At 60.5% G+C, this 18,498-nt stretch carries 15 protein-coding genes and 2 pseudogenes; 6 read left to right on the plus strand and 11 right to left on the minus strand.

Features of this window, described 5'->3' with window-relative positions; genetic code table 11:
• Positions 1 to 19 precede the first annotated feature (19 nt).
• The 3 genes from RPG13_RS31240 (at position 20) to RPG13_RS31250 (ending at position 4,562) form a co-directional block, all read left to right on the plus strand.
• The gene (locus tag RPG13_RS31240; RefSeq protein ID WP_337126795.1) at positions 20 to 901 is read left to right on the plus strand and encodes a tyrosine-type recombinase/integrase; all 882 of its coding nucleotides are present in this window, start codon (positions 20 to 22) and stop codon (positions 899 to 901) included.
• 10 nt (positions 902 to 911) lie between these two features.
• Complete coding sequence (locus tag RPG13_RS31245; RefSeq protein ID WP_337126796.1) at positions 912 to 2,111, plus strand: IS91 family transposase; 1,200 nt, start codon at positions 912 to 914, stop codon at positions 2,109 to 2,111.
• 609 nt (positions 2,112 to 2,720) lie between these two features.
• The gene (locus tag RPG13_RS31250) at positions 2,721 to 4,562 is read left to right on the plus strand and encodes a type II toxin-antitoxin system HipA family toxin (RefSeq protein ID WP_127211011.1); all 1,842 of its coding nucleotides are present in this window, start codon (positions 2,721 to 2,723) and stop codon (positions 4,560 to 4,562) included.
• Between the two features lie 170 nt (positions 4,563 to 4,732).
• Here RPG13_RS31250 and RPG13_RS31255 read toward each other — a convergent pair whose 3' ends face one another.
• The 6 genes and pseudogenes from RPG13_RS31255 to RPG13_RS35025 form a co-directional block, all read right to left on the minus strand.
• Positions 4,733 to 5,158, minus strand: coding sequence for a hypothetical protein (locus RPG13_RS31255; RefSeq protein ID WP_127211010.1), 426 nt, complete (start codon positions 5,156 to 5,158; stop codon positions 4,733 to 4,735).
• A gap of 103 nt (positions 5,159 to 5,261) precedes the next feature.
• The gene (locus RPG13_RS35015) at positions 5,262 to 5,456 is read right to left on the minus strand and encodes a BamA/TamA family outer membrane protein (RefSeq protein WP_281033766.1); all 195 of its coding nucleotides are present in this window, start codon (positions 5,454 to 5,456) and stop codon (positions 5,262 to 5,264) included.
• The gene (locus RPG13_RS35020; RefSeq protein ID WP_287307514.1) at positions 5,453 to 5,782 is read right to left on the minus strand and encodes a BamA/TamA family outer membrane protein; all 330 of its coding nucleotides are present in this window, start codon (positions 5,780 to 5,782) and stop codon (positions 5,453 to 5,455) included. Before RPG13_RS35020 ends, RPG13_RS35015 begins: the two co-directional genes overlap by 4 nt.
• A gap of 68 nt (positions 5,783 to 5,850) precedes the next feature.
• Positions 5,851 to 6,180 (minus strand): transposase, encoded by a 330-nt coding sequence (locus RPG13_RS31265; protein WP_337126797.1) that lies wholly within the window; start codon positions 6,178 to 6,180, stop codon positions 5,851 to 5,853.
• Between the two features lie 707 nt (positions 6,181 to 6,887).
• Positions 6,888 to 7,403: a DUF2285 domain-containing protein gene (locus RPG13_RS31270; protein WP_337126798.1), complete on the minus strand. Its 516-nt coding sequence runs from the start codon at positions 7,401 to 7,403 to the stop codon at positions 6,888 to 6,890.
• Positions 7,404 to 7,518: 115 nt separating this feature from the next.
• Positions 7,519 to 7,809, minus strand: a pseudogene (locus RPG13_RS35025) (transcriptional regulator domain-containing protein); the annotation flags it as partial.
• A gap of 1,212 nt (positions 7,810 to 9,021) precedes the next feature.
• Here RPG13_RS35025 and RPG13_RS31275 point away from each other — a divergent pair.
• The gene (locus RPG13_RS31275; protein WP_337126799.1) at positions 9,022 to 11,109 is read left to right on the plus strand and encodes a prolyl oligopeptidase family serine peptidase; all 2,088 of its coding nucleotides are present in this window, start codon (positions 9,022 to 9,024) and stop codon (positions 11,107 to 11,109) included.
• A 175-nt stretch (positions 11,110 to 11,284) separates the two neighbouring features.
• A complete protein-coding gene (locus tag RPG13_RS31280) occupies positions 11,285 to 12,010 on the plus strand; it encodes an OmpW/AlkL family protein (protein ID WP_337126800.1) in 726 nt (241 codons plus the stop codon).
• Between the two features lie 923 nt (positions 12,011 to 12,933).
• On the opposite strand, the gene RPG13_RS31285 is transcribed toward RPG13_RS31280, so the two are convergent.
• Positions 12,934 to 13,164, minus strand: a complete 231-nt coding sequence (locus RPG13_RS31285; protein ID WP_128177467.1) for a helix-turn-helix domain-containing protein — start codon at positions 13,162 to 13,164, stop codon at positions 12,934 to 12,936.
• A gap of 116 nt (positions 13,165 to 13,280) precedes the next feature.
• On the opposite strand from RPG13_RS31285, the gene RPG13_RS31290 reads away from it, so the two are divergent.
• Positions 13,281 to 13,562 carry a DNA -binding domain-containing protein gene (locus RPG13_RS31290; protein ID WP_128177465.1) on the plus strand — a complete coding sequence of 94 codons (282 nt, stop codon included), beginning with the start codon at positions 13,281 to 13,283 and terminating at the stop codon, positions 13,560 to 13,562.
• A 399-nt stretch (positions 13,563 to 13,961) separates the two neighbouring features.
• Here the strand turns inward: RPG13_RS31290 and RPG13_RS31295 are convergent, their stop codons facing one another.
• From RPG13_RS31295 to RPG13_RS31310, 4 genes and pseudogenes are all read right to left on the minus strand, one after another.
• Positions 13,962 to 14,675 carry a LuxR family transcriptional regulator gene (locus tag RPG13_RS31295; RefSeq protein WP_442921372.1) on the minus strand — a complete coding sequence of 238 codons (714 nt, stop codon included), beginning with the start codon at positions 14,673 to 14,675 and terminating at the stop codon, positions 13,962 to 13,964.
• Between the two features lie 497 nt (positions 14,676 to 15,172).
• A complete protein-coding gene (locus RPG13_RS31300) occupies positions 15,173 to 15,691 on the minus strand; it encodes a Mov34/MPN/PAD-1 family protein (protein ID WP_287307509.1) in 519 nt (172 codons plus the stop codon).
• Positions 15,679 to 17,463, minus strand: coding sequence for a ThiF family adenylyltransferase (locus RPG13_RS31305; protein WP_337126802.1), 1,785 nt, complete (start codon positions 17,461 to 17,463; stop codon positions 15,679 to 15,681). Before RPG13_RS31305 ends, RPG13_RS31300 begins: the two co-directional genes overlap by 13 nt.
• A 351-nt stretch (positions 17,464 to 17,814) precedes the next feature.
• Positions 17,815 to 18,437: pseudogene (locus tag RPG13_RS31310) on the minus strand (electron transfer flavoprotein subunit alpha/FixB family protein); the annotation flags it as partial.
• Positions 18,438 to 18,498: the final 61 nt, after the last annotated feature.

Below are 18,498 nucleotides of genomic sequence, written 5' to 3' on the forward strand. Positions count from 1 at the left end.
TCGGACAAAGGAGCTTGTCATGACCCAACTTCGCCAGCGCATGAGCGAGGACATGGAGGTGCGCAACCTCACGCTCAACACCCAACTCTCCTATCTTCAGCAGGTGTCGCTGTTTGCACGTCACTTCGGCAAGTCGCCGGACTTGCTCGGGCGCGAGGATATTCGGACCTATCAGGTCTATCTGACCAACGAGAAGAAGCTGTCGCCTGGTTCGATCCACACAGCAATTGCGGCGCTGCGCTTTCTCTACTGTGTGACGCTCGAGAGGGATTGGGCGCCTGAAGAGGTCCTGCCGCTTCCCAAGAAGCCGCAGAAGCTGCCGATCATCCTCAGTGCCGAGGAAGTTCAGCGGTTCCTCGGCTGCGTCCTCGACCTCAAACACCACGCCATCCTGACCACTTGCTATGCCGCCGGCTTGCGCATCTCGGAAGCGGTGCAGCTGAAGCCCACGGGCATCGACAGCCAGAGAATGGTCATCCGCATCGAACAGGGCAAAGGCCAGAAGGACCGCTACGTGATGCTGTCGCCCAAGCTCTTGGAGATCCTGCGCAGCTACTGGAAGGTGCGGCGGCCAAAGGAGTGGCTCTTCCCCGGCGATCGTGCCGGCCAGCCGATCACCAGGGATGCGGTGGGACAGGCCTGCGCGAAAGCGCGCGACCGCTCCGGATTGTCCAAGCCGGTCACGCCCCATTCGCTTCGCCACGCCTTCGCCGTCCATCTGCTGGAGGCCGGCGCCGACGTGCGCACCATTCAACTGCTGCTCGGTCACCGCAGCCTCGCGACCACCGCCCATTACCTGCGGATCGCCACCAACAAGGTCTGCGCCACGTCGAGCCCCTTCGAGCTCTTGCCAAGGCCGGCGCCCACCCCGCCGCCGCCCGCCAAGCCGCAGTACTTCTGAGCTCGCGCCGATGGCCCGCTCGGGGCCGGAAGTGGCGGACATCTTCCGCTACTACGGCGAAGCCTATCGCGAGCAGCATGACGCGCAGCTGTCGATCGCCCAGCGCCGCGTCATGACGGCGATCGAACTGTGCCGGACCGCCGCGCTCGGCGGGCATGTCGAGCAGTGCGATCACTGTGGCCACCGGCGCATCGCCTTCAACAGCTGCCGCGACAGGCATTGCCCCCGCTGCCAATCGCTGGCCCGCGCGCAGTGGCTCGAGGATCGTCGCGCCGAGCTGCTCGACACACAGTACTTTCACGTGGTCTTCACACTGCCCGGCGACATTGCCGCCATCGCCTATCAGAACAAGGCGCTCGTCTACGGCCTGCTCTTCCGCGCCGCCGCCGAGACCCTGCACACCATCGCCGCCGATCCCAAGCACCTGGGCGCCGAGATCGGCTTCTTCGCCGTGCTGCACAGCTGGGGCCAGAACCTGCTTCATCATCCGCATCTGCACTGCGTCGTCGCCGGCGGCGGCCTGTCTGCCGACGGTCGTCGGTGGATCGCCTGCAAGCCCGGCTTCTTCTTGCCGGTCCGGGTGCTCTCACGCCTGTTCCGACGATTGTTTCTGGAGCACCTGGAGAAAGCCTTCGACGCCGGCCAGTTGCAGTTTTTCTCTGGCCTGCAGCACCTGAGCGAGCGCGACGCCTTCCGGCGCTATTTGGCGCCGCTACGAAAGGCTGAGTGGGTCGTCTTTGCCAAACCGCCCTTCGCCGGACCTGCCCAGGTGCTCGACTATGTCGGGCGCTATACGCACCGCGTCGCCATCTCCAACAACCGCCTCATCGACATCGAGGACAACGCCGTTCGTTTCCGCTGGAAGGACTACCGGCACGGCAATCGGCAGAAGGTCATGACCGTCGCGGCCGACGAGTTCATTCGCCGCTTCTTGTTGCACGTCCTGCCCGAGGGCTTTCATCGCATCCGCTACTACGGCTTTCTCGGCAATCGCTACCGCGCGCAAAAGCTCGCCCACTGCCGCGACCTGCTCGGCATGCCGGTTCCAGAGCCGTCGGATGGCTCATCCGAAAGGGATTACCGCGACCGCTATGAGGATCTCACCGGTCATTCCCTCAGGCAATGCCCCGCCTGTCGTCAAGGCCAGATGATCATCGTCGATATCTTCGACGGCGCCACTGGACCCCCGCCATACTGGGATACCTCATGAAAGAACCGCTCCGCTTTCGCAGTCACCGCATCGCACGAGCCGTTCGGCCGGAAAACCGAGTCGGTCCCGCGAAGCTGCGCGCCGTCACCCCCGGCTGCCTTTGCCGGGCAAGGCGCGACGCCGGTCCTCACTTTGCCGAACCTATATCTGTGCCGCTTTCGGCGCACGCGACCCCTGCAGTCGCTGCGTCCACGACCGCATCCGCGCCCACGCCATGCCTGTTCATGGCCACGGCCTGATTGAACGCCCATAGCGGCCACCCGTGCCGGCGGCTTAGTCCAACACGTTTTTAGCTCACCGTCGCGATCCATCTCAGCGCGCTCTAGCCACCGCCTTTCTCCGCGACGCCAAGCTAAAAACGCTCTGCCTTATGCCGCGCGCGGCATAAGGCGCTTTCGATCAGCGAGGCGACGACTGCCCAGTGTTCGGCGCCGCCATCGGAGCCTGCAAAGAGGGCGTTCTTCCGATGGATTGCCGAGCCGGAGACCGCGGCGTCCGAGAACGTATTATAACTTTCACGTATGTAAAAGACGCGAAAGTTAGAATCTCTTGAAAGTTGGAGGAGGCTGTGCTAACTATACCGTATCTTAAATACGCGAAAGTTATAAGATGGCTCTTCACCTCGTCGGCGAAAACATTGATAAAACCCGGAGCCACTATCGGGCTGAAACGGGCAAGCTGGTCCAGCTAATGCGCGGCATCTACGTCGATGCCGGGGAGAACATTGAGGCCACCGTACTCAAGCACGCCGTCCGCATCGCCAAGTACCTATATCCCAACGCTTACCTCTCGGCGGCGAGCGCTGTCCTTCTCCGCCCGACCCGCGATGGCCGTCTGTTCCTGAGCGGACGGAGAATACAGCGCACTCGCTTGCGCTCGCTCGAAATCATTCAGAACGCAGCTCCCGACCACCCCTCAGTCGCTCAAGCGATTGTCGATGATGGCATGGGAGAATTCCGGATTGACGTCTCCTCGATGCGCCAGCGCTTCCTCGAAGGTTTCCGCCTGCGCAGCGAACATGCGGCATCCATCGACGAGACAGTGCGCGAGGCAATCGCGAACCGTCTCATAGAAGAATACGGCAGCGCCCAGGGCGCTGCCGACGCGACATGGGCGCTTGCCCGAGAAAACCAGTGGTATCGCGAAGGCGAGCACGCCGAGCGCTTCCTCCTCCGCCGTCCAGTGACCGCAGAGCCCGCGCGCAATGAAGCCGCGCTCGATCTGATCGTAGCGTGGCACGGCGCTCCGCTGGGCAAGCTCACACATGATGGTTTCGAGTGGCGCTGGAATCCAGACGATCAGAATGGCCCGGCGCTCATCCGCCAGACCGCGCCGGGCAAGCTCCCTCCTTTCATCCTCTCGCTGCTGCCTGAAGGCTGGCTTGAGTCAGTGTTGAACGACCGCGACGAGCGAGCGATGCTGCGCTCGGGCAAACGCTACATGTCGAACATCACCATCGTCGAGCGTGCGAGCGATCTCTCCGCCCTGCCGCCCGATATCCTACTAACCCGGCTCAATGGCTTCACTAGAAACTCAGTCTTCACTGGCCAGTATGTAGGGCCGGGCCGCGGCGATTTAGAGCAGAGCTTCGAGCGCAATCTGGCGGAGATTTTCGAGCGTACCGATACGCCACGTTTATCAGGCGTTCAGATCAAAGCGCCGATGTTCCTCGATGCCGACGGTACTCTCTCCCCCAGTACCGGCAAACCGTTCACCCATATCCTCAAGCCTGCCGGTACAGGTGGATTTGAAGCCCTGCCGGTTATCGAATGGCAGTCGCTCGCTTTGGGCCGCTCGGCCGGTTTCACGACGCCCGCGACAGCGCTAGTCCCCATGCCTGACGGGATGCCTCCGGCGCTGCTCGTCGAGCGGTTCGACATCAGAACGAGCCTCGAGGAAAAGCACCTTCTCGCGCTTGAGGACTTCTGCTCGGTACTGGGCGTGGCCACCGAAGCAAAATATGACGGCACGATGGAGCGCATCGCGCGGGCACTAAGGCCGCTATCGACCTCTCCCGAGGAGGACCTGCTGCTTGTCCTCAAGCGATCCTTGTTCGCCTGGCTGATCGCCGATGGAGACATGCACCTTAAGAACGTGGCACTGCTGAAAATCGCAGAGCCCGGCAGCACACAATTCAGCTCGGTCCGCATGGCTCCGCTCTACGACGCGGTCACGACTCGCGTGTTTCCACGCCTCGAAAGAGACCGGATGGCGCTCAAGCTGAACGGCAAGGATGATCGTCTGCGCCGCGCCGACTTCAAGGCTTTTGCGAGCACCGCGGGTCTGAAGGCAGCGGTTGCCGACATGGCGATTGATGACTTGGTTGCCGTCGTCTCACGCGCGCTCGATCACCTCCAGTTGCCGCCGCCTTTGTCTGACGGCTCTCAGGGCGCGAAGATGGCTGAGCAAATGCGCGCGATTGTTCGCGAACGTATTGAAGGGTTCTCGTAAATGATTACACCGACGCCAGGGTCCGCTCTTTAATCGAGACTCTCGGCCATGGACAGGAGAGTGATTACGGTTACCGCGCGGGAATGTCACAGTCGACCTTTGTCCAATGGCATCGGCGGTGGACGATCCGGCGATCGCCGTTTGATCGACTGCGATAGCGGCGAATTTATTCACGCAAAGAGCTGGATTCGGCGGCTGGCAAGAACCTTCGCACCTGATTTATCTATCTTGGCGATTGCTGGATCGATGAGCGGATCGGCCCCTTTCCTATACTCGCCAGCGCGTACCAACAGTTCCACCTCCTGGTTGACCAGCATGCGCGAGAAGCTCGCATGCGGCAGTCTACATGCTTCGAATTGAAGAAAATGCGGCGCCGCCGCGCCGAAGATGCACTGCATCTGGGGCACGAGATTGCCCCTCCGCCCAAGCGCCATCAGCCAGGCGCCATCAGCCAGGCGCCCTCGCGGTCCTGCACCACGAATGGTCGACTCTGAACGCTCCCGAGCAGATGCCGCCCCGATGCCGCTGACCGTGATCTTGCGCTCGTCGCTCGAAGCCAGACGCGAAAATAATGCCGGCGAGGTTGTCTTGTCCACGCTCGTTCCTGCTTAGCACAACGAGCGCCTCAATAGGCCGGGCGACCTCGATGGGCAGAGCGTAGAGGGACAATGCGAAGATGCGCATCAATATCTTCATCGCTCAGAACCCCTGTCCGAAGCGGACATAGATGCCATACTTGCGATCGCCGGGGTCGCGGTGGAGTGGTATGGCGGCGTCGATGCGCAGCGGCCCGACGGGCGTGACATAGCGCAGGCCGACACCGGCGCCGACCTTGACGTCGGAGAAGTTGGGAACCGACATATTCGATACCGTGCCGGCATCGACGAAGGTCACGATGCCAACCTGTCCGTAACGGCGATGCGCATCTCGAACGAAGTTTCGAAGAAGGACAGGCCGCCCGTCGGCTTGCCGGTGTCGTCCTTCGGGCCTATGCCTTGAGAGTTGTAGCCGCGCACCGAACTACCAGCCGCGGGATAGAAGCGCCGGTTGGCCGGCACATTCTGAAGCCCGGTGCCGAGGATAGGACCAACCGCGACCCTTTTAGCCAGAACGAACTTCGAGGCTGGATCCAGCGATTGAAAGGCCGATCCCTCGCCCTTCAGTTTGAGGAAGGCCTCGCCGCTCAAAATGTCGTAGGAGGGCTCGGCATAAGCCAGCACCCGGGATCCGCTGGTCGGGTTCCGCCAGTCGCATCTGTCTTCGTAGACATATTGGAGCGGAGTGTCAGTTACAGGACTTCCAGTTCACAATGTGCGTGTGAATGGTCCGGCCGACCGCCAACCAGATCCGCACTTGGCTCGGGACCGGGATCATGAAACACCAGCGCCTTCACCATCGCCGCCGCCGCCGCCAGTGTTGGCGGCGTGGTCAGTAGAATCCGCAACCGCACCTTGCCGGCGACCTCCCGCTCGATCACCGCTGGGGATGCCGCCGGCCGCGAAACGGCGACAGGCTCATCGGGAGCCACGACAGCTTCGGCAAAGCCCGTCTCGCGGGCTCTCACCGTGCGGCGCCACTTATAGATCAGGCTGGTCGCGACATCGTACTGACGCGCCACCGCCGCCACTGTCGCCCCGGTGCCGCGGCCAGTATCCGGCGCTGATCCGCTTCACTCCAACGACGACGACGCTCCGGCCCCGTCAATAACGTCACATGGCTCATGCTGTGCTGCTAACTACGCTCGTAAGGACGACCGTAAGAGCGCAGCCGCGTTACAGTGACATGCTCGCGCAAGGCGGCGCTCGCCGGAGGCGTAGAGCTGAATGGCAACCGGTCGCCTGATTGAGAGGCAGCTCCTGTGATCGCGCTCGCCCCGATGCCCTAAGTCTCTCGGGCACCTCTTAAATGGTCATCCCCCAATCTCTCAGACGGACATTGCTATTTCATGTGCTTAACGCCGTACACCTGAACGGCATGCCCGGCAGGAGACTGAGCTCGCTGCCGGGCCGGGTACGCCTTGGGAGGTGGCGTAAGTCAGCGGCTCTCGTGGCGGGGCGACCACTCAGTCCGCGCGTTTTGCTGAATAGCGTGCATGTAGCGTGCCAAGCCAAAAAGCGTTTAAAAACAGCCGATTGTCAGTTTTCCTCTACGTTGCGTACTCGACATTGTCGGCTATCAAACAATGCCGAACGTGCCTGTTGGCATCGACCGACGCCTGAAGCAGAGCGCACAGCCGTTCGCTGCCATGTCGACTGGGCGAACAAGTGGTGACCGGTTTAGCTCCGAACTGTTCGCCGGCTGACGCGCAGGGCGGACTGTCACTTTTCAAGTGAGGAAATCTCTGTACCCTCCGTTCATGAGCGCACGGCCACGAGAGACGGCGCGGCGAATGCGGTCGCGCAGATGATCGCGAGGATCTCTCCAGTCGGCATGGACGCGCCGGTGACCAATCAGCGCTTCGGCGAGCTCGCGATGTGACGCGCCAGCAAGTGAGCCGTCGAGCGCACGAAGAACGAAGGTTAGACGGGAACCGCGTTTTTCTGGCGGAAACAAACGGGCGGGCGGGTGTTGGCCCAGACTTAGAGCATTGAGGCACTCGAGCGCCCTCAGGCGGTGCTTCGAAAGCATCGCGGGCCAGATCGCCTCGGTTTCGAGGTAAACAGGGTGCAAGATATCGCCGCCAGAGACGGCGAGCTGGAGCGTATGCTCGGCGTTGCGAAGGAGAACATGCTGGCGCTTGTCGGGCGCCAGCAGGACCGTCGCACGACATTGTAATGCCGAGAGTTCGAAGGGCGCTCTCGTCGACGATGCTGACAGCTGTTCTGCAATGACCGGCAGCACATGGCCGCACCAGAGCGGAGACCAGAAAACGAGCGAATTGCGCCCATAAGACTCGGCGAAACAAGACACCCCAGCGCGACAGTTCGCCGGCCGACGCGACCACGTCGAAAAAGGGGCGGTATGACAAAGTATTGGCCTGCTGGCTTGCACCGGACACATCACGCTGGAATGCTGGATTGCGGCGCAAAAACTCCCAGGCCCATTCACGCGGCGTCAGACCAGCGGTGTAATCGTATGATCTTTCATCCCGCCAATCAGCCTCATCCGCTCCAGTCAGGAGAACTGCAGGCACGACTGTGTCCCCCTGCTCGCGCCCACGAACGTCGAAACATCGTGCCGTTTTGCAAAGCACCGACCCCGAAGGCACCAGAGATGGGTGGCGCCGTTTCGTCGAAGCGTGTGCCATTGGCACTGTCGAGGGCAGAAGAGGCGCGCCAATAGCGACCAGGCCGTCGAACCCCCACAGCGACAGCCAGCGCGGCCTCTGCACGCCAACGCAATCGATTTAACAGCGGTGATCGGCTGCGGCGTCCGATTCCGGACGTTCCTTGAAAGCGCGGTGGCGCCGCGGTGGATTGCACGTTGGTTTTCGGCAAGTTCTGGTAGCGCGGGTGTAAAAAGGTCAGTCATCGCAGGTCTCCTGGGGGAATTTTCCGCCATTGGAGGCCAAGTTTCACGCGATGGCAGCCTGTGCAGTTGTACAGGTTAAGCCGACCATTCAGTGGGCCGCAAAATGAACCGGTGACGCGCGCAATCGCTTCTTTGGATGGTGCTCACGCCGGGCTACTTGCGAGCGGTATGGAGACCGAGCGACCGCCTGCCCTGGATGCAGCCAATTTCCCAGGCAGACTTGCCCCCGCAATGCCCTTGTCGGGCATATCACTGCGGGGCGTCAGCGAAACACCATCGACTGATGGCAGCGTCGCCGAGATACCTGCACCGAGCCAAAGTGCCCGGTCTCCTGAACCATCATCATACCTTGCATATTGAATGAGGGGTCGCCAGCAGCTGACGTTCCTTAGCGACCACTCCAATTTGTTCGTTGGAACGCAGCTTACTCGGCTATCCATAGGCTTCGAAAATGAAAGCAAGAGGACGGTGCAGGCCAATATTGCTGGCGGGGCCTGGACAACCATCAGGACGGCCAAGCGGCGCTCTCTCTTTCCTGGATCTCCGATTTTTTGCGCTCGTGGTGTCTAGGCGCGCAGCCCGGCTAGTTCCCTCAAGGGCGTCCTTCGCCTGAGGCCGTGTGCGTGAAGCGTTCCGGAGCGAAGATGTGGGGGGCCAACCAAGTTCATTCTGAGCTTCACTGCCTGAGTTCTGCACGGTGTCACCGACTCGCGGAGCTTGATGCGGTGAATACGAGGTGCGTTCGTTGTCGGATTCTCGACGATGTCGGACATGTGACACAACGCTGTCAGGGCGATCGCATTGTTCCGAAACGATTTTCCAGTTGGCACGACAGATGCAGTCCTATGCGCAAAAGCACTGCGACGCCGCACCGACTGAGAAGAACCCACCGGATGATTGCACTTTTCGAACATGCGGTGACCGCAAACACTGAGCTTTCCCGAGCAGATGGAAGCCATTGCGCTTTCATTCCTTTGGTTGTCCGGACATGAGCGAATTCGATTTCCGTCCAACGCTGGATGCACCCGACGATGACCCCCATCTTTGGCTTGAGGATGTAGAAGGCGAACGGGCACTTGCGTGGACCGCCAGCCAGTCGGCAAAGACCTTGAAGCACTTCGCGGGAACGCAGTTCGAGCGCGACCGGGCGGCGCTGACAGCGATTTTCGACCGTCCCGACAGGATTCCCCTGGTCACGCGCTGCAGTCAATACCTCTATAATTTCTGGCAAGATGACGGAAACCCACGCGGACTGTGGCGCCGGACCACTCTTGCCGCCTACATGAAGGCGGATCCCCAGTGGGAGCTACTGCTCGATCTGGACGCCCTCGCGGCTAGCGACGGAGAAGACTGGGTCTGGGGCGGCGCATCGATCAAGCCGGAGATGCGCGAAAGAGCCGTCTTGCGCCTGTCGCGCGGCGGCAGCGACGCAGTCGTGCATCGCGAATTCGACCTGAGGTCTTTGAGCATTGTCGCCGACGGTTTCAATCTCCCGGAGGCCAAGGGCGGGATAAATTGGCTCGACCCTGACACGCTTCTGCTCTTCAGTGCGCTTGGTGACGGCATGGCCACCCGCTCCGGCTTCGCGCGGACCGTGCGGTTGTGGAAGCGTGGCGCGGATCCCCTCACCGCGCCGGTAATCTTCGAGGCGGGTTCCGAATCCCTTGGCGTGTCTGGTCATCTGGACCGCACCGCCGAGAGCGAGCGCCTTTGGTTCATCGAGGGTCCGGGCTTGTTCAAGGCGATAGGACGAATCGGCGACCGCAGTGGGCCGAAGCTTGAGATCAACCTTCCTCGGGACGCCAGGTGGAATGTCTTCGGCGATTGGCTGGCAGTAAAGCCGCGCAAGCCCTGGACAGTGGGAGGGACGACGCATGCTGCCGACGCGCTGATCGGCATCTCGCTTTCCTCTTTCATCGCTGGCGAACGCCGTTTTAGCACTTTGTTTGAACCGCACGAGAGGCGTTCCCTGCAGTCATTCTTCTGGAATGACGGGAAGCTCATCACCTCTTATCTAGTCAACCTCGTTCCGCGATTCGAGATGTTCACCCCCGGTCCCCAGGAATGGACGCGCCGAGCCTTGGACACGGTGCCCGCGCAAGGGACTGTTCACCTCTGGTCACTCGACGAGGAGGATCACGAGACAAATGGAGTGGTCCTCGTTTCGGCTCAGGATCCGATCACGCCGCCGCAGCTTTCCCTCTTGGATGTCAATGCCGCGGTGTCTCTCGGTGCCCCAGTAATCCTGAAGCGCAACCCGGAGAATTTCGACGCAACCGGTCTGGTGGTCACACGCCACGAGGCAGTCTCGATCGATGGTGAATTGATCCCCTATACGCAGGTCGGTCCGGCGAACGGAAACGGAAATGCCCCGGTTCACCTTTCCGCGTATGGCGGGTTCGGCGTATCGCTCCTGCCCTCCTACAACTCCTCGCTCGGCAAGCTGTGGCTCGAGCGCGGGGGCACGTGCGTGGTGGCGAACATCCGTGGGGGCGGCGAGTTCGGCACCAGCTGGCACGATGCCGGACGGAGGGAGGGCAAGCGTCTCGCCCATGACGATTTCGCCGCCGTAGCAGCCGACCTCGTGCGAAGGGGCATCACACTGCCGAGACGGATTGCCGCTGAGGGCGGTTCAAACGCCGGCCTGCTGATCGCCAACATGCTTACCCGTTATCCCGAGCATTTCGGCGCTCTGTTCTGCACCGTTCCGCTTATCGACATGCGCCGCTACACTAAGCTCTTCGGCGTGAGCGGGATTGACGAATATGGCGATCCCGACAAGCCGGAGGATTGGACGTTCTTGAGGGGAATCTCCGCCTATCACGCCGCGACGCCGGGACAGCCCTATCCGCCGATCCTGCTCGCCACCACGAAGCGGGACGACCGCGTCCACCCCGCTCATGCGCGCAAGATGGCCGCAAAGCTGCAGGCCCTTGGCTATCCCGCTTACTTCTACGAGCCCAGCGCGGGCGGGCACAGCTACGGCAAGGACAATCGCGAGCGGGCGGCATTCATTGCCTTGGGCAACAATTTCCTTCGCAGTGCCATCGGTTGGCAAGACGATGGCGTTCGATAGGTGGCCAAACAAGGCAACATTTCAAAAAGGTAGCACAGGTCCGTGGTGCGCGAATGCGCAAATAACGACGGCACAGTCTCGTGCAAAGTGAGCATGAGATTCCTTCAACACAATTGATCAAAGGAGATTCTTAGTAGTGCAGTGCGCCATTTCTGAAGAAAAAGGAGAGAATATCATGGCCAGAACGCGAGTGGGCGTGGTCCAGGGAATAACAGCGGCCGTGATCCTCATGGTGATGGGTCAGCAGGCCGCCGCGGCGGACCTTGTGCAGGCCGCGAGCATCCCGGAAGTAGGAGTTTTGGCCTCGGACGAAGGAGACTTGGGAGACTTGGCCTCGGAATGGCCAAGCCCTTGGCAGATCCGCCTCCGAGGGCTGGGGATCATCACCCAGGATTCGGGCTATGTCAACGGAGTACCCGGCTCCGATCTTTCCTATTCGGGCAGCGTAGTCCCGGAACTTGATATCACCTACTTCTTCACGGACAACATTGCCACCGAACTCGTACTGGCCACCACGCGTGCCAACATCTACGGCGAAGGAGCGGTCGGCGGGCTGGGCAACATCGGCACGGTTTGGATGCTGCCGCCCACCCTTACGCTGCAGTATCATTTTACCGATTTCGGAGCCTTCAAGCCCTATGTTGGCGCCGGCGTGAACTATACGATGTTCTTTAACCAGGATGCCGGCAGCGCCGATGCTCTCAAGCTCAAGAACACGTCTGGTGCTGCGCTGCAGGTCGGATTCGACTATATGGTGGACGAGCACTGGGGCATCAACTTCGACGTGAAGAAGCTTTTCCTGAAGCCAGACTTCGACGTCACTGTGAAAGGCGCGAAGCAGACGGGGAGCGCCGCGCTCGATCCATGGTTGATAGGCGCAGGTCTCACCTACCGTTTCTGACAACGGAAGGCGAAGGCGGCTTACTCAAAGCCCGAGTCAAATGAAGGGCGCCTCGTGCGCCCTTTTTTAAGGTCGCCCCCTGCACGGGCGATGTTTAAAGATGCCGTTGTCGAAGAACGGCCGCCCTCGTCCAGTGGACTAAGAAGCATACACTTGTCAACGCGGCCTCGACTAACGCCCGAATGGAAGTGCTTCGACGCGCCTTGCATCAGGATGGCTTGGATTGCTGATGGAATGCTGCGGCCAGGCTGTTTGCCGGCTTCGGTCTCCCGGACGTCATCTAAGCTTATTCGCCCCGCCAAGGCCCGCACGGAGCTCCTCGACGCCAACGAGATGCCTTGTTCAGCCATGCTGCGACAGCTGCAGGCTCTTTTACTGCAGTACTGGTGGCTGACGCCCCTGAAGCATTCCTCGGCAGGCCAAGGCCTATCTTTGCCATGCCCCATGGCTTGACCCACGGTACGATGCCGGACTCCAGCTCGGCAAACGATGCGGCGGGGGAACTCCTGATAGAGCCTGTCGCCCGAGCGCCCGCCCTCGCCAATCTCTCCGCTAGCCGTTCGCTGTCTTGCATGCATCGTTTGTCTCCGCTCGCCAATCGGGACTTTCCCTGGAAGCGGGACGGAAGCGGGGGTGGGCGGCGAATTGCGACCGGAAGGGCCGCCGTCCAGGCGGACCGCATCCGCAGGACCGAAACGAAGAGAAGGACCCGAAGCGAGAGCGAAGGGTTGCGGGGCGCCGCGGCGGGCCTACAACGGGGCGCGCCCACCTTAGCACTGCTGGGAAAGGCCCAACAGAGAAGAATTGCGAGGGCCTGACGACCCGCGCCAGGGGCTAAGCCAAATGGGCGAGACGCCGCACGTACCGAGAAGCGCGTTCGATCCACGAGCAGCCGGTGCGCGCCGCGAGGCGCGCCGGCGATATTACCGCAGGCTCAACAGAATCTCGCACGGGTCAGCGTCAAGCACCGCAGTTACGTCGAGAAACTCAATGACATCGAGACGCCGCTCTCCGCCCTCATACTTGGCCACGAAGGATTGCGGCCGACCAAGTTTCTCAGCCACCTGCGCCTGGGTCAGGCCTTTGGCCTTGCGCAGCGATATCAGCTGGGCCAGAAACCGCTGGTGGCGGGGAGATCGAAGAGATTTGGGCATGTAGGCGAACCGGTCAGGTACAGACCGGCTCAGCGACTAATCCCGGTTCCGGATTATCCCATTTTGGGATATGCTGTCTTGAATCCAGCGATCAACATGCGAGGTTCGCGGCAGACATGAATCGACCAACGGGAACAGATGGGACTGAAAGCTCAACACTGCGCGATGAGGTCCCCTGGTCGGAGAGCCTCACGAGCTATGACCGGCAGCATTTCAAGATCTATCTGAGGATCCTCGACGCCTGCGCCGACAATGCCAGCATAGAGGAGATGGCAGATCTCATTCTCGGCATCGACCCGGCTCTTGAACCGTTGCGCGCCCGCAAGGCTGTGCGCAGCCATATCGACCGGGCGAACTGGATAGTGACGACCGGCTACAAGGAACTGTTCGCCGGCTGACGCGCGGCACGGACTGTCACTTTTCAGGCAAGGAACTCACGATAGCCCCATGAGCGCACGGCCGCGAGAGATGGCGTGGCGGATGTCGCGGAGGTGATCGAGAGGATCCGTCCAGTCGGCGTGTACGCGGCCTGTCCCCCCATCAGCACTTCAGCGACCGATGTGACGCTCCCGGCGAGCGATCCGTCGAGAGCCCGAAGAACGCAGTTCACTCTGAGGCCGCGTTTTTTCCGGCGGAAAAAGGCGGCAAGCAACTCGCGGTAAACATAAAAGATTGAGGCACTCGAACGCCGACAGGGGATGATTTCGTGCGAGGCCTCCTCGGGGGAAATTCCCGGCCATTGGAGGCGACCTTTCGCGCCAGGCAGCCTGTGCAATTGCACAGGTGAAGCTAACTTGTCAGTGAACCGAACGCGCGAGGCGCGCAATTGCCCGCCTGGTAGTCGTCACCCCAAGCTTCCGGCGAGCGTTGCCCAGATGAAAGGCGGCCGTGCGCTGCGTGATCCCCAGGATGCAGCCGATCTCCCAATTGGACTTGCCTTGTGCAGCCCACTTGAGGCACTCGTATTCGCGCGGCGTCAGCAAGACACCGTCGATCATTCGATTGGTGGTCAGTTTGCGGCGAACGAACACATGAAAACAAGTCGCGATATACGACAGACCTTCTTCATAGCGCTCTGCCGCGCGGAAAAATGCAGGAACAGGCTTTTCACCGGCAAAGGTCATCGCCGCGAAATTGCCTCGGCCATCGATAATCGGAAATGTCACGCCGCAGCAGATGCCAAACTGCGCCGCTTCTTCGAACACCTGAGCCCCTGAAGCCTCTTCCGCACCGCTCAGATCGGATGCCCATTGAAATGTGCATCCGCCAGCGCGTGCACGTAGAATTACGGGGTCGACACTCTGATACCGCTTCGCGAGATAGTGTGCTGTCCAAGGCGCCGGATAATTTGAGATCAGCGTGGGCTTGCCATTAGGACGGGGTGGCAGCGAGAGGTAGGCAAAAGCGAGCAGATCAAATCCAGAGGCGACATCGGCCATAGCGCTGCGGAGATCAGCCTCATCGATGCTCTCTGAAAGCCGTTCCAAAAATCTCTCGAAGACAGCTCGCACGTATCTGGGCCCTACCTTAACTCACCCCCGCACAGGCAGCGAAGCGCTGCAACGGCGCGTACCGCCGGGCAGACAGCGGGTAGACTAGCGGCCTAACTCGCCGGGAATGCAGCACGTCATAAAGCAGACCAACGCCTTGAGTCGGCACAACGTCGCGCCGACCTTGTGTCCGCTCGAACAAAGACGCAATTTGCAAGTAGCGCAATGCCGGCGGATGACTTCCTTTCCGCAACGTGATTGAATTAATATCTACCCTGCGGGCGAGGAGGTGCGCTGCCGTGGCGTGCCGCACCGGACTGCGGATTGTTCTGCAATGGATTGATGTTGTTGCCCGTGCCGGTAGCTGCTCAAATTTCTCGAGCAATCGGGCGATCGCGCCCGATGTGAGTCTGATCCCGATAATCTGGCCACGTCGACACTGCCGCAGATTGTAGTGCGTGAGATTCATTTTACCCTCATTCTGCTGTCGGATTAAGACAGTCAGAATTTGATTTTCGCTATTCCTCGCCCCTCTCAGAACCGCGACCCGCGTAGATTAAAATGGTCCCCTCTTTCTCGTCTAACACTTCAAAGAGAAATAATCTGGTCCGCAATTGGCAGAGCCATGGATGCAGAAACCATTCGTTTGGTTTGCCGCACATGAGCACCATGAGGGGCTTCTGATTACGCGCTGCCGGTGTCTTGATGATCGACTTCAGGCATGCTCGATCCGTCCAGCTCAGGCGGTTCGAAACGGCATCCGGGTGGGTGTGCCAGTCCCCGAGATATGTGTCCAACCTCCCGGAACGTTCGTAGTGCCTTGCGATTTCCGCCTGTTGCCAGCTTTGATCAGGGACAAAGCTGCTTCGTTCGTGAGATGCTTGGGGCCCGGCCGGAATCATTGCTGTTACGACGGCAGCATCGTTTTCGGCCCAGTATCCCATGAAGGTCCCACCCGTTTCCCGATCATACCAGAGGTCGGCATCGGTTTGCATGTCCTGCACGATCGCTTGAGGCAGCCAGACTACTGGTTGCATCCGCATTCCTTCATCGGAGGCAAGCGATCGACCCGCCAAGACGGCGGCACCCGCCTGACCCCGTCATGTAATGTGAGGGTGTGAACCAAGGACTCCTTGAAGTCTTTTGGCTGGGAAAGAATGTCCACAGTCAACCGGACAGCCTCTAAAGATAATTCATGGAGGTCGAACGAAGCCCCAGTGAAGGTCAGCTCCGCGCATCCAGCCGGCTGATTCAGGCCGGACGTTTCTCCTGACCCAGGAGCTTTATCGATCAAACCTTTAGCATAGGAGAATTCGCGGCAGGTTGGACAGCCGGATTTCGGGTGGTAGGCCGCAACGACGCCTCCCTTCAATGATAGCGTTCCGAAAAGTGAGATCATCGGCTTGCCTGCGGACTTGCAGTGATCGGCCAGCAAACGTGAGATCCCGGAAGAGGCCGTTGCGTCGATGACGATGTTGGCCTTCGCAAAGATCGGCGGTAGAACTGAATGGTCTCCTCCTCCTCCGTTCCCGTCGGCCGCTGTGGCTATCCCCACGTGGTGATGGATCGCCTCGACCTCGACCCCCGGGTATTCGGACTCCACATGCTGCTTGACGGCAGTGGTCTTTCGCATTCCCCAGGCCGTCGCACCAAGTGGCCATCGGATGGAGTTTCCTGGCTCGACGATGTCATGGTCGATGACGGTCAGATGAGAACAGCCGTTGCGGGAAAGCTCGATGGCAACTGGGGCACCAATAGCTCCCATTCCGAAGATGGCAATCACCTTGTCCTTCAAGATGCCCACCGACGGAACTCGGGCGCCGATGTCGGTGGGCCCGGCTCGGAGCGTAGGCACGATGATCATCGATGGGCTGGTACCTCTCTGCCCCTGCTTCATAGGCCGGAACGACTTTGCCGGTCCGTAACGCAGTGGAAATAGCCATGTGTCGCCGTGCCTACCGTGGCTGAGTTCCGTCGACTGGACGGTGACGGACATTGAAATGGGGGGCGAGCCATAAGTGACCGCACGCCCTCCGAAGGCAATCTGGTCCTGCACCTTTCGATCACGCCAACCCTCGCGCGGTGGCGGCGCGAAACGACCTACGCGCCTCCACGGAAATGTGCCTGTGACCTTCTTCGACTCAAGTCCGTGGGGGAGAGGATATGTCCGAGTAAATAGAACGGTTCCGTCCTTGGCTTTAATTTCCTCAACCGCACCCTGGAACCTGATTCTGTTGTCCATCTTCTGCAGGGTGTAGGACACCCTTAGCGTTCCCTCTGTTTGATCTGCTACGTTCCAGTCGGAGTCGATCAACATGTAGCTCCCATCGACATAGCCAGGGAATGCTGGGGCAATGCCGTTCCACCAGACTTCCATCGGTTCGCCCTGCGGATCCTCCACGCCCGTGCCGTTCAGAGCGTTGCTGAGCTGTTTCTCAAGAAGTTTCGCCAACGTCCACTCGATGGACCACAGTCCCGTGTCACGACCCAACAAACAAAGGTTACCGTCAGTCGGTGAGCAATGCTTGTGCGGAAAGGTTTCCGGATTTCCTCGAAGGAAGACTTGCGGGCGGACGAAGGGATAGCTGTCGGGGAAAACTGCGCGAAGATGGCAGACTTCCCCGGATGCAAGCGGCCATTCGAACTGGAGGCAGAGCACCCCGTTTTTCAGTTGATCTTCGTCGATTCGCAGCGAGTCTCGGGCGAAGAATGCGAGGTCACGAAGTTCGAAATCCAATCGTCCTACGCAGGTACGCTCCCAGTGGGGGAGCATACCTGCTTTCAGATCGCCATAGCCTATCCAGGTCATCCTACTGGACGATCCGGCGGCTGAGGTGGGTCCTTGGGGCCAGGAGGAACGCCGGGGGGACGACCCGGAACGCCATCCGGAGGGCCTGGGATCGAGTCGGGCGGTCCAGGCGGGGTGTGGCCTGGATTGCCGGGGGTTGGTGGCCGTGCCATGTTGATTCTCCATTTGTGTTCGGTGGAAGGTAAAGTCACATTCGCGGCGTTCTCAGTTAAGCTGAGAATACGATCGTTTTGTTCTCGTTGAGCATGATCCGCCTCTCACCCGGCTTTCGATATCGCGGCCAGTCGCGAGGAAATCTTCCGCAGGATAACGAAAAGGTCGCCGACGAGGCCGTAGCCAACGACCTCGAAGATTGGACCTCCTCGCCCTTGTTGATGGCGACACGACCTTCGGAGCTTCGTGCCGGCAGGGTTCAGTTTCGGAGAGCTTCTTTTGGAGGAAAATGGAAAGCCTCGGGTCGGCTGCCGCCGAGATATTCTCGACGGCAGCCGCATTGCCTTGGGAGGCGCTTGGATGCGAAGCGGTGCGCACGGTGATCGATCCCTTCTTGGCGTGGGTCGAGACTGCACCGTCTGGATGGCATTGCCGGCATAGATCGGCCGCTTGAAGGTGTCGGGCGAGATGACTTCGATGATGTCGGAGACCTCCGCGTCATCGAGCAGTGCGGCCAGGCGCGGCGCGACATTCTTGCCCGACGCGGTCGCCGGCGCAATGATGGTGTCATAGGCGCCGGCTATGCTGATGACTAGCGCTGCCGGTGGTTCGGCAAGGCGTGCGGTGAGTTCGTCGGCTTCGGCGAGCAGCACCTTGCTGACGCCATTGAGCCTGGCGGCGGCATCGGCAGCTCCCTTGGCGCCCTTGCCGGCGACCAGCGCATGGACATCCGAACCGATCTGCAGTGCCGCCGACAGCGCCTTGGCGGTCTTGTCGGAAAGCGTTGCGTTGTCGTGTTCGGTAATGAGCAGAATAGCCATGTTCTTGTCTCCGTTCCGATCGCTTACCGCACGCCGGCTGTTCTTCCCGTTGAGATACCGC

Origin of the sequence: Mesorhizobium sp. ISC15 (genome assembly GCF_037162615.1) — a bacterium.
GTDB classification, from domain to species: domain Bacteria; phylum Pseudomonadota; class Alphaproteobacteria; order Rhizobiales; family Rhizobiaceae; genus Mesorhizobium; species Mesorhizobium mediterraneum.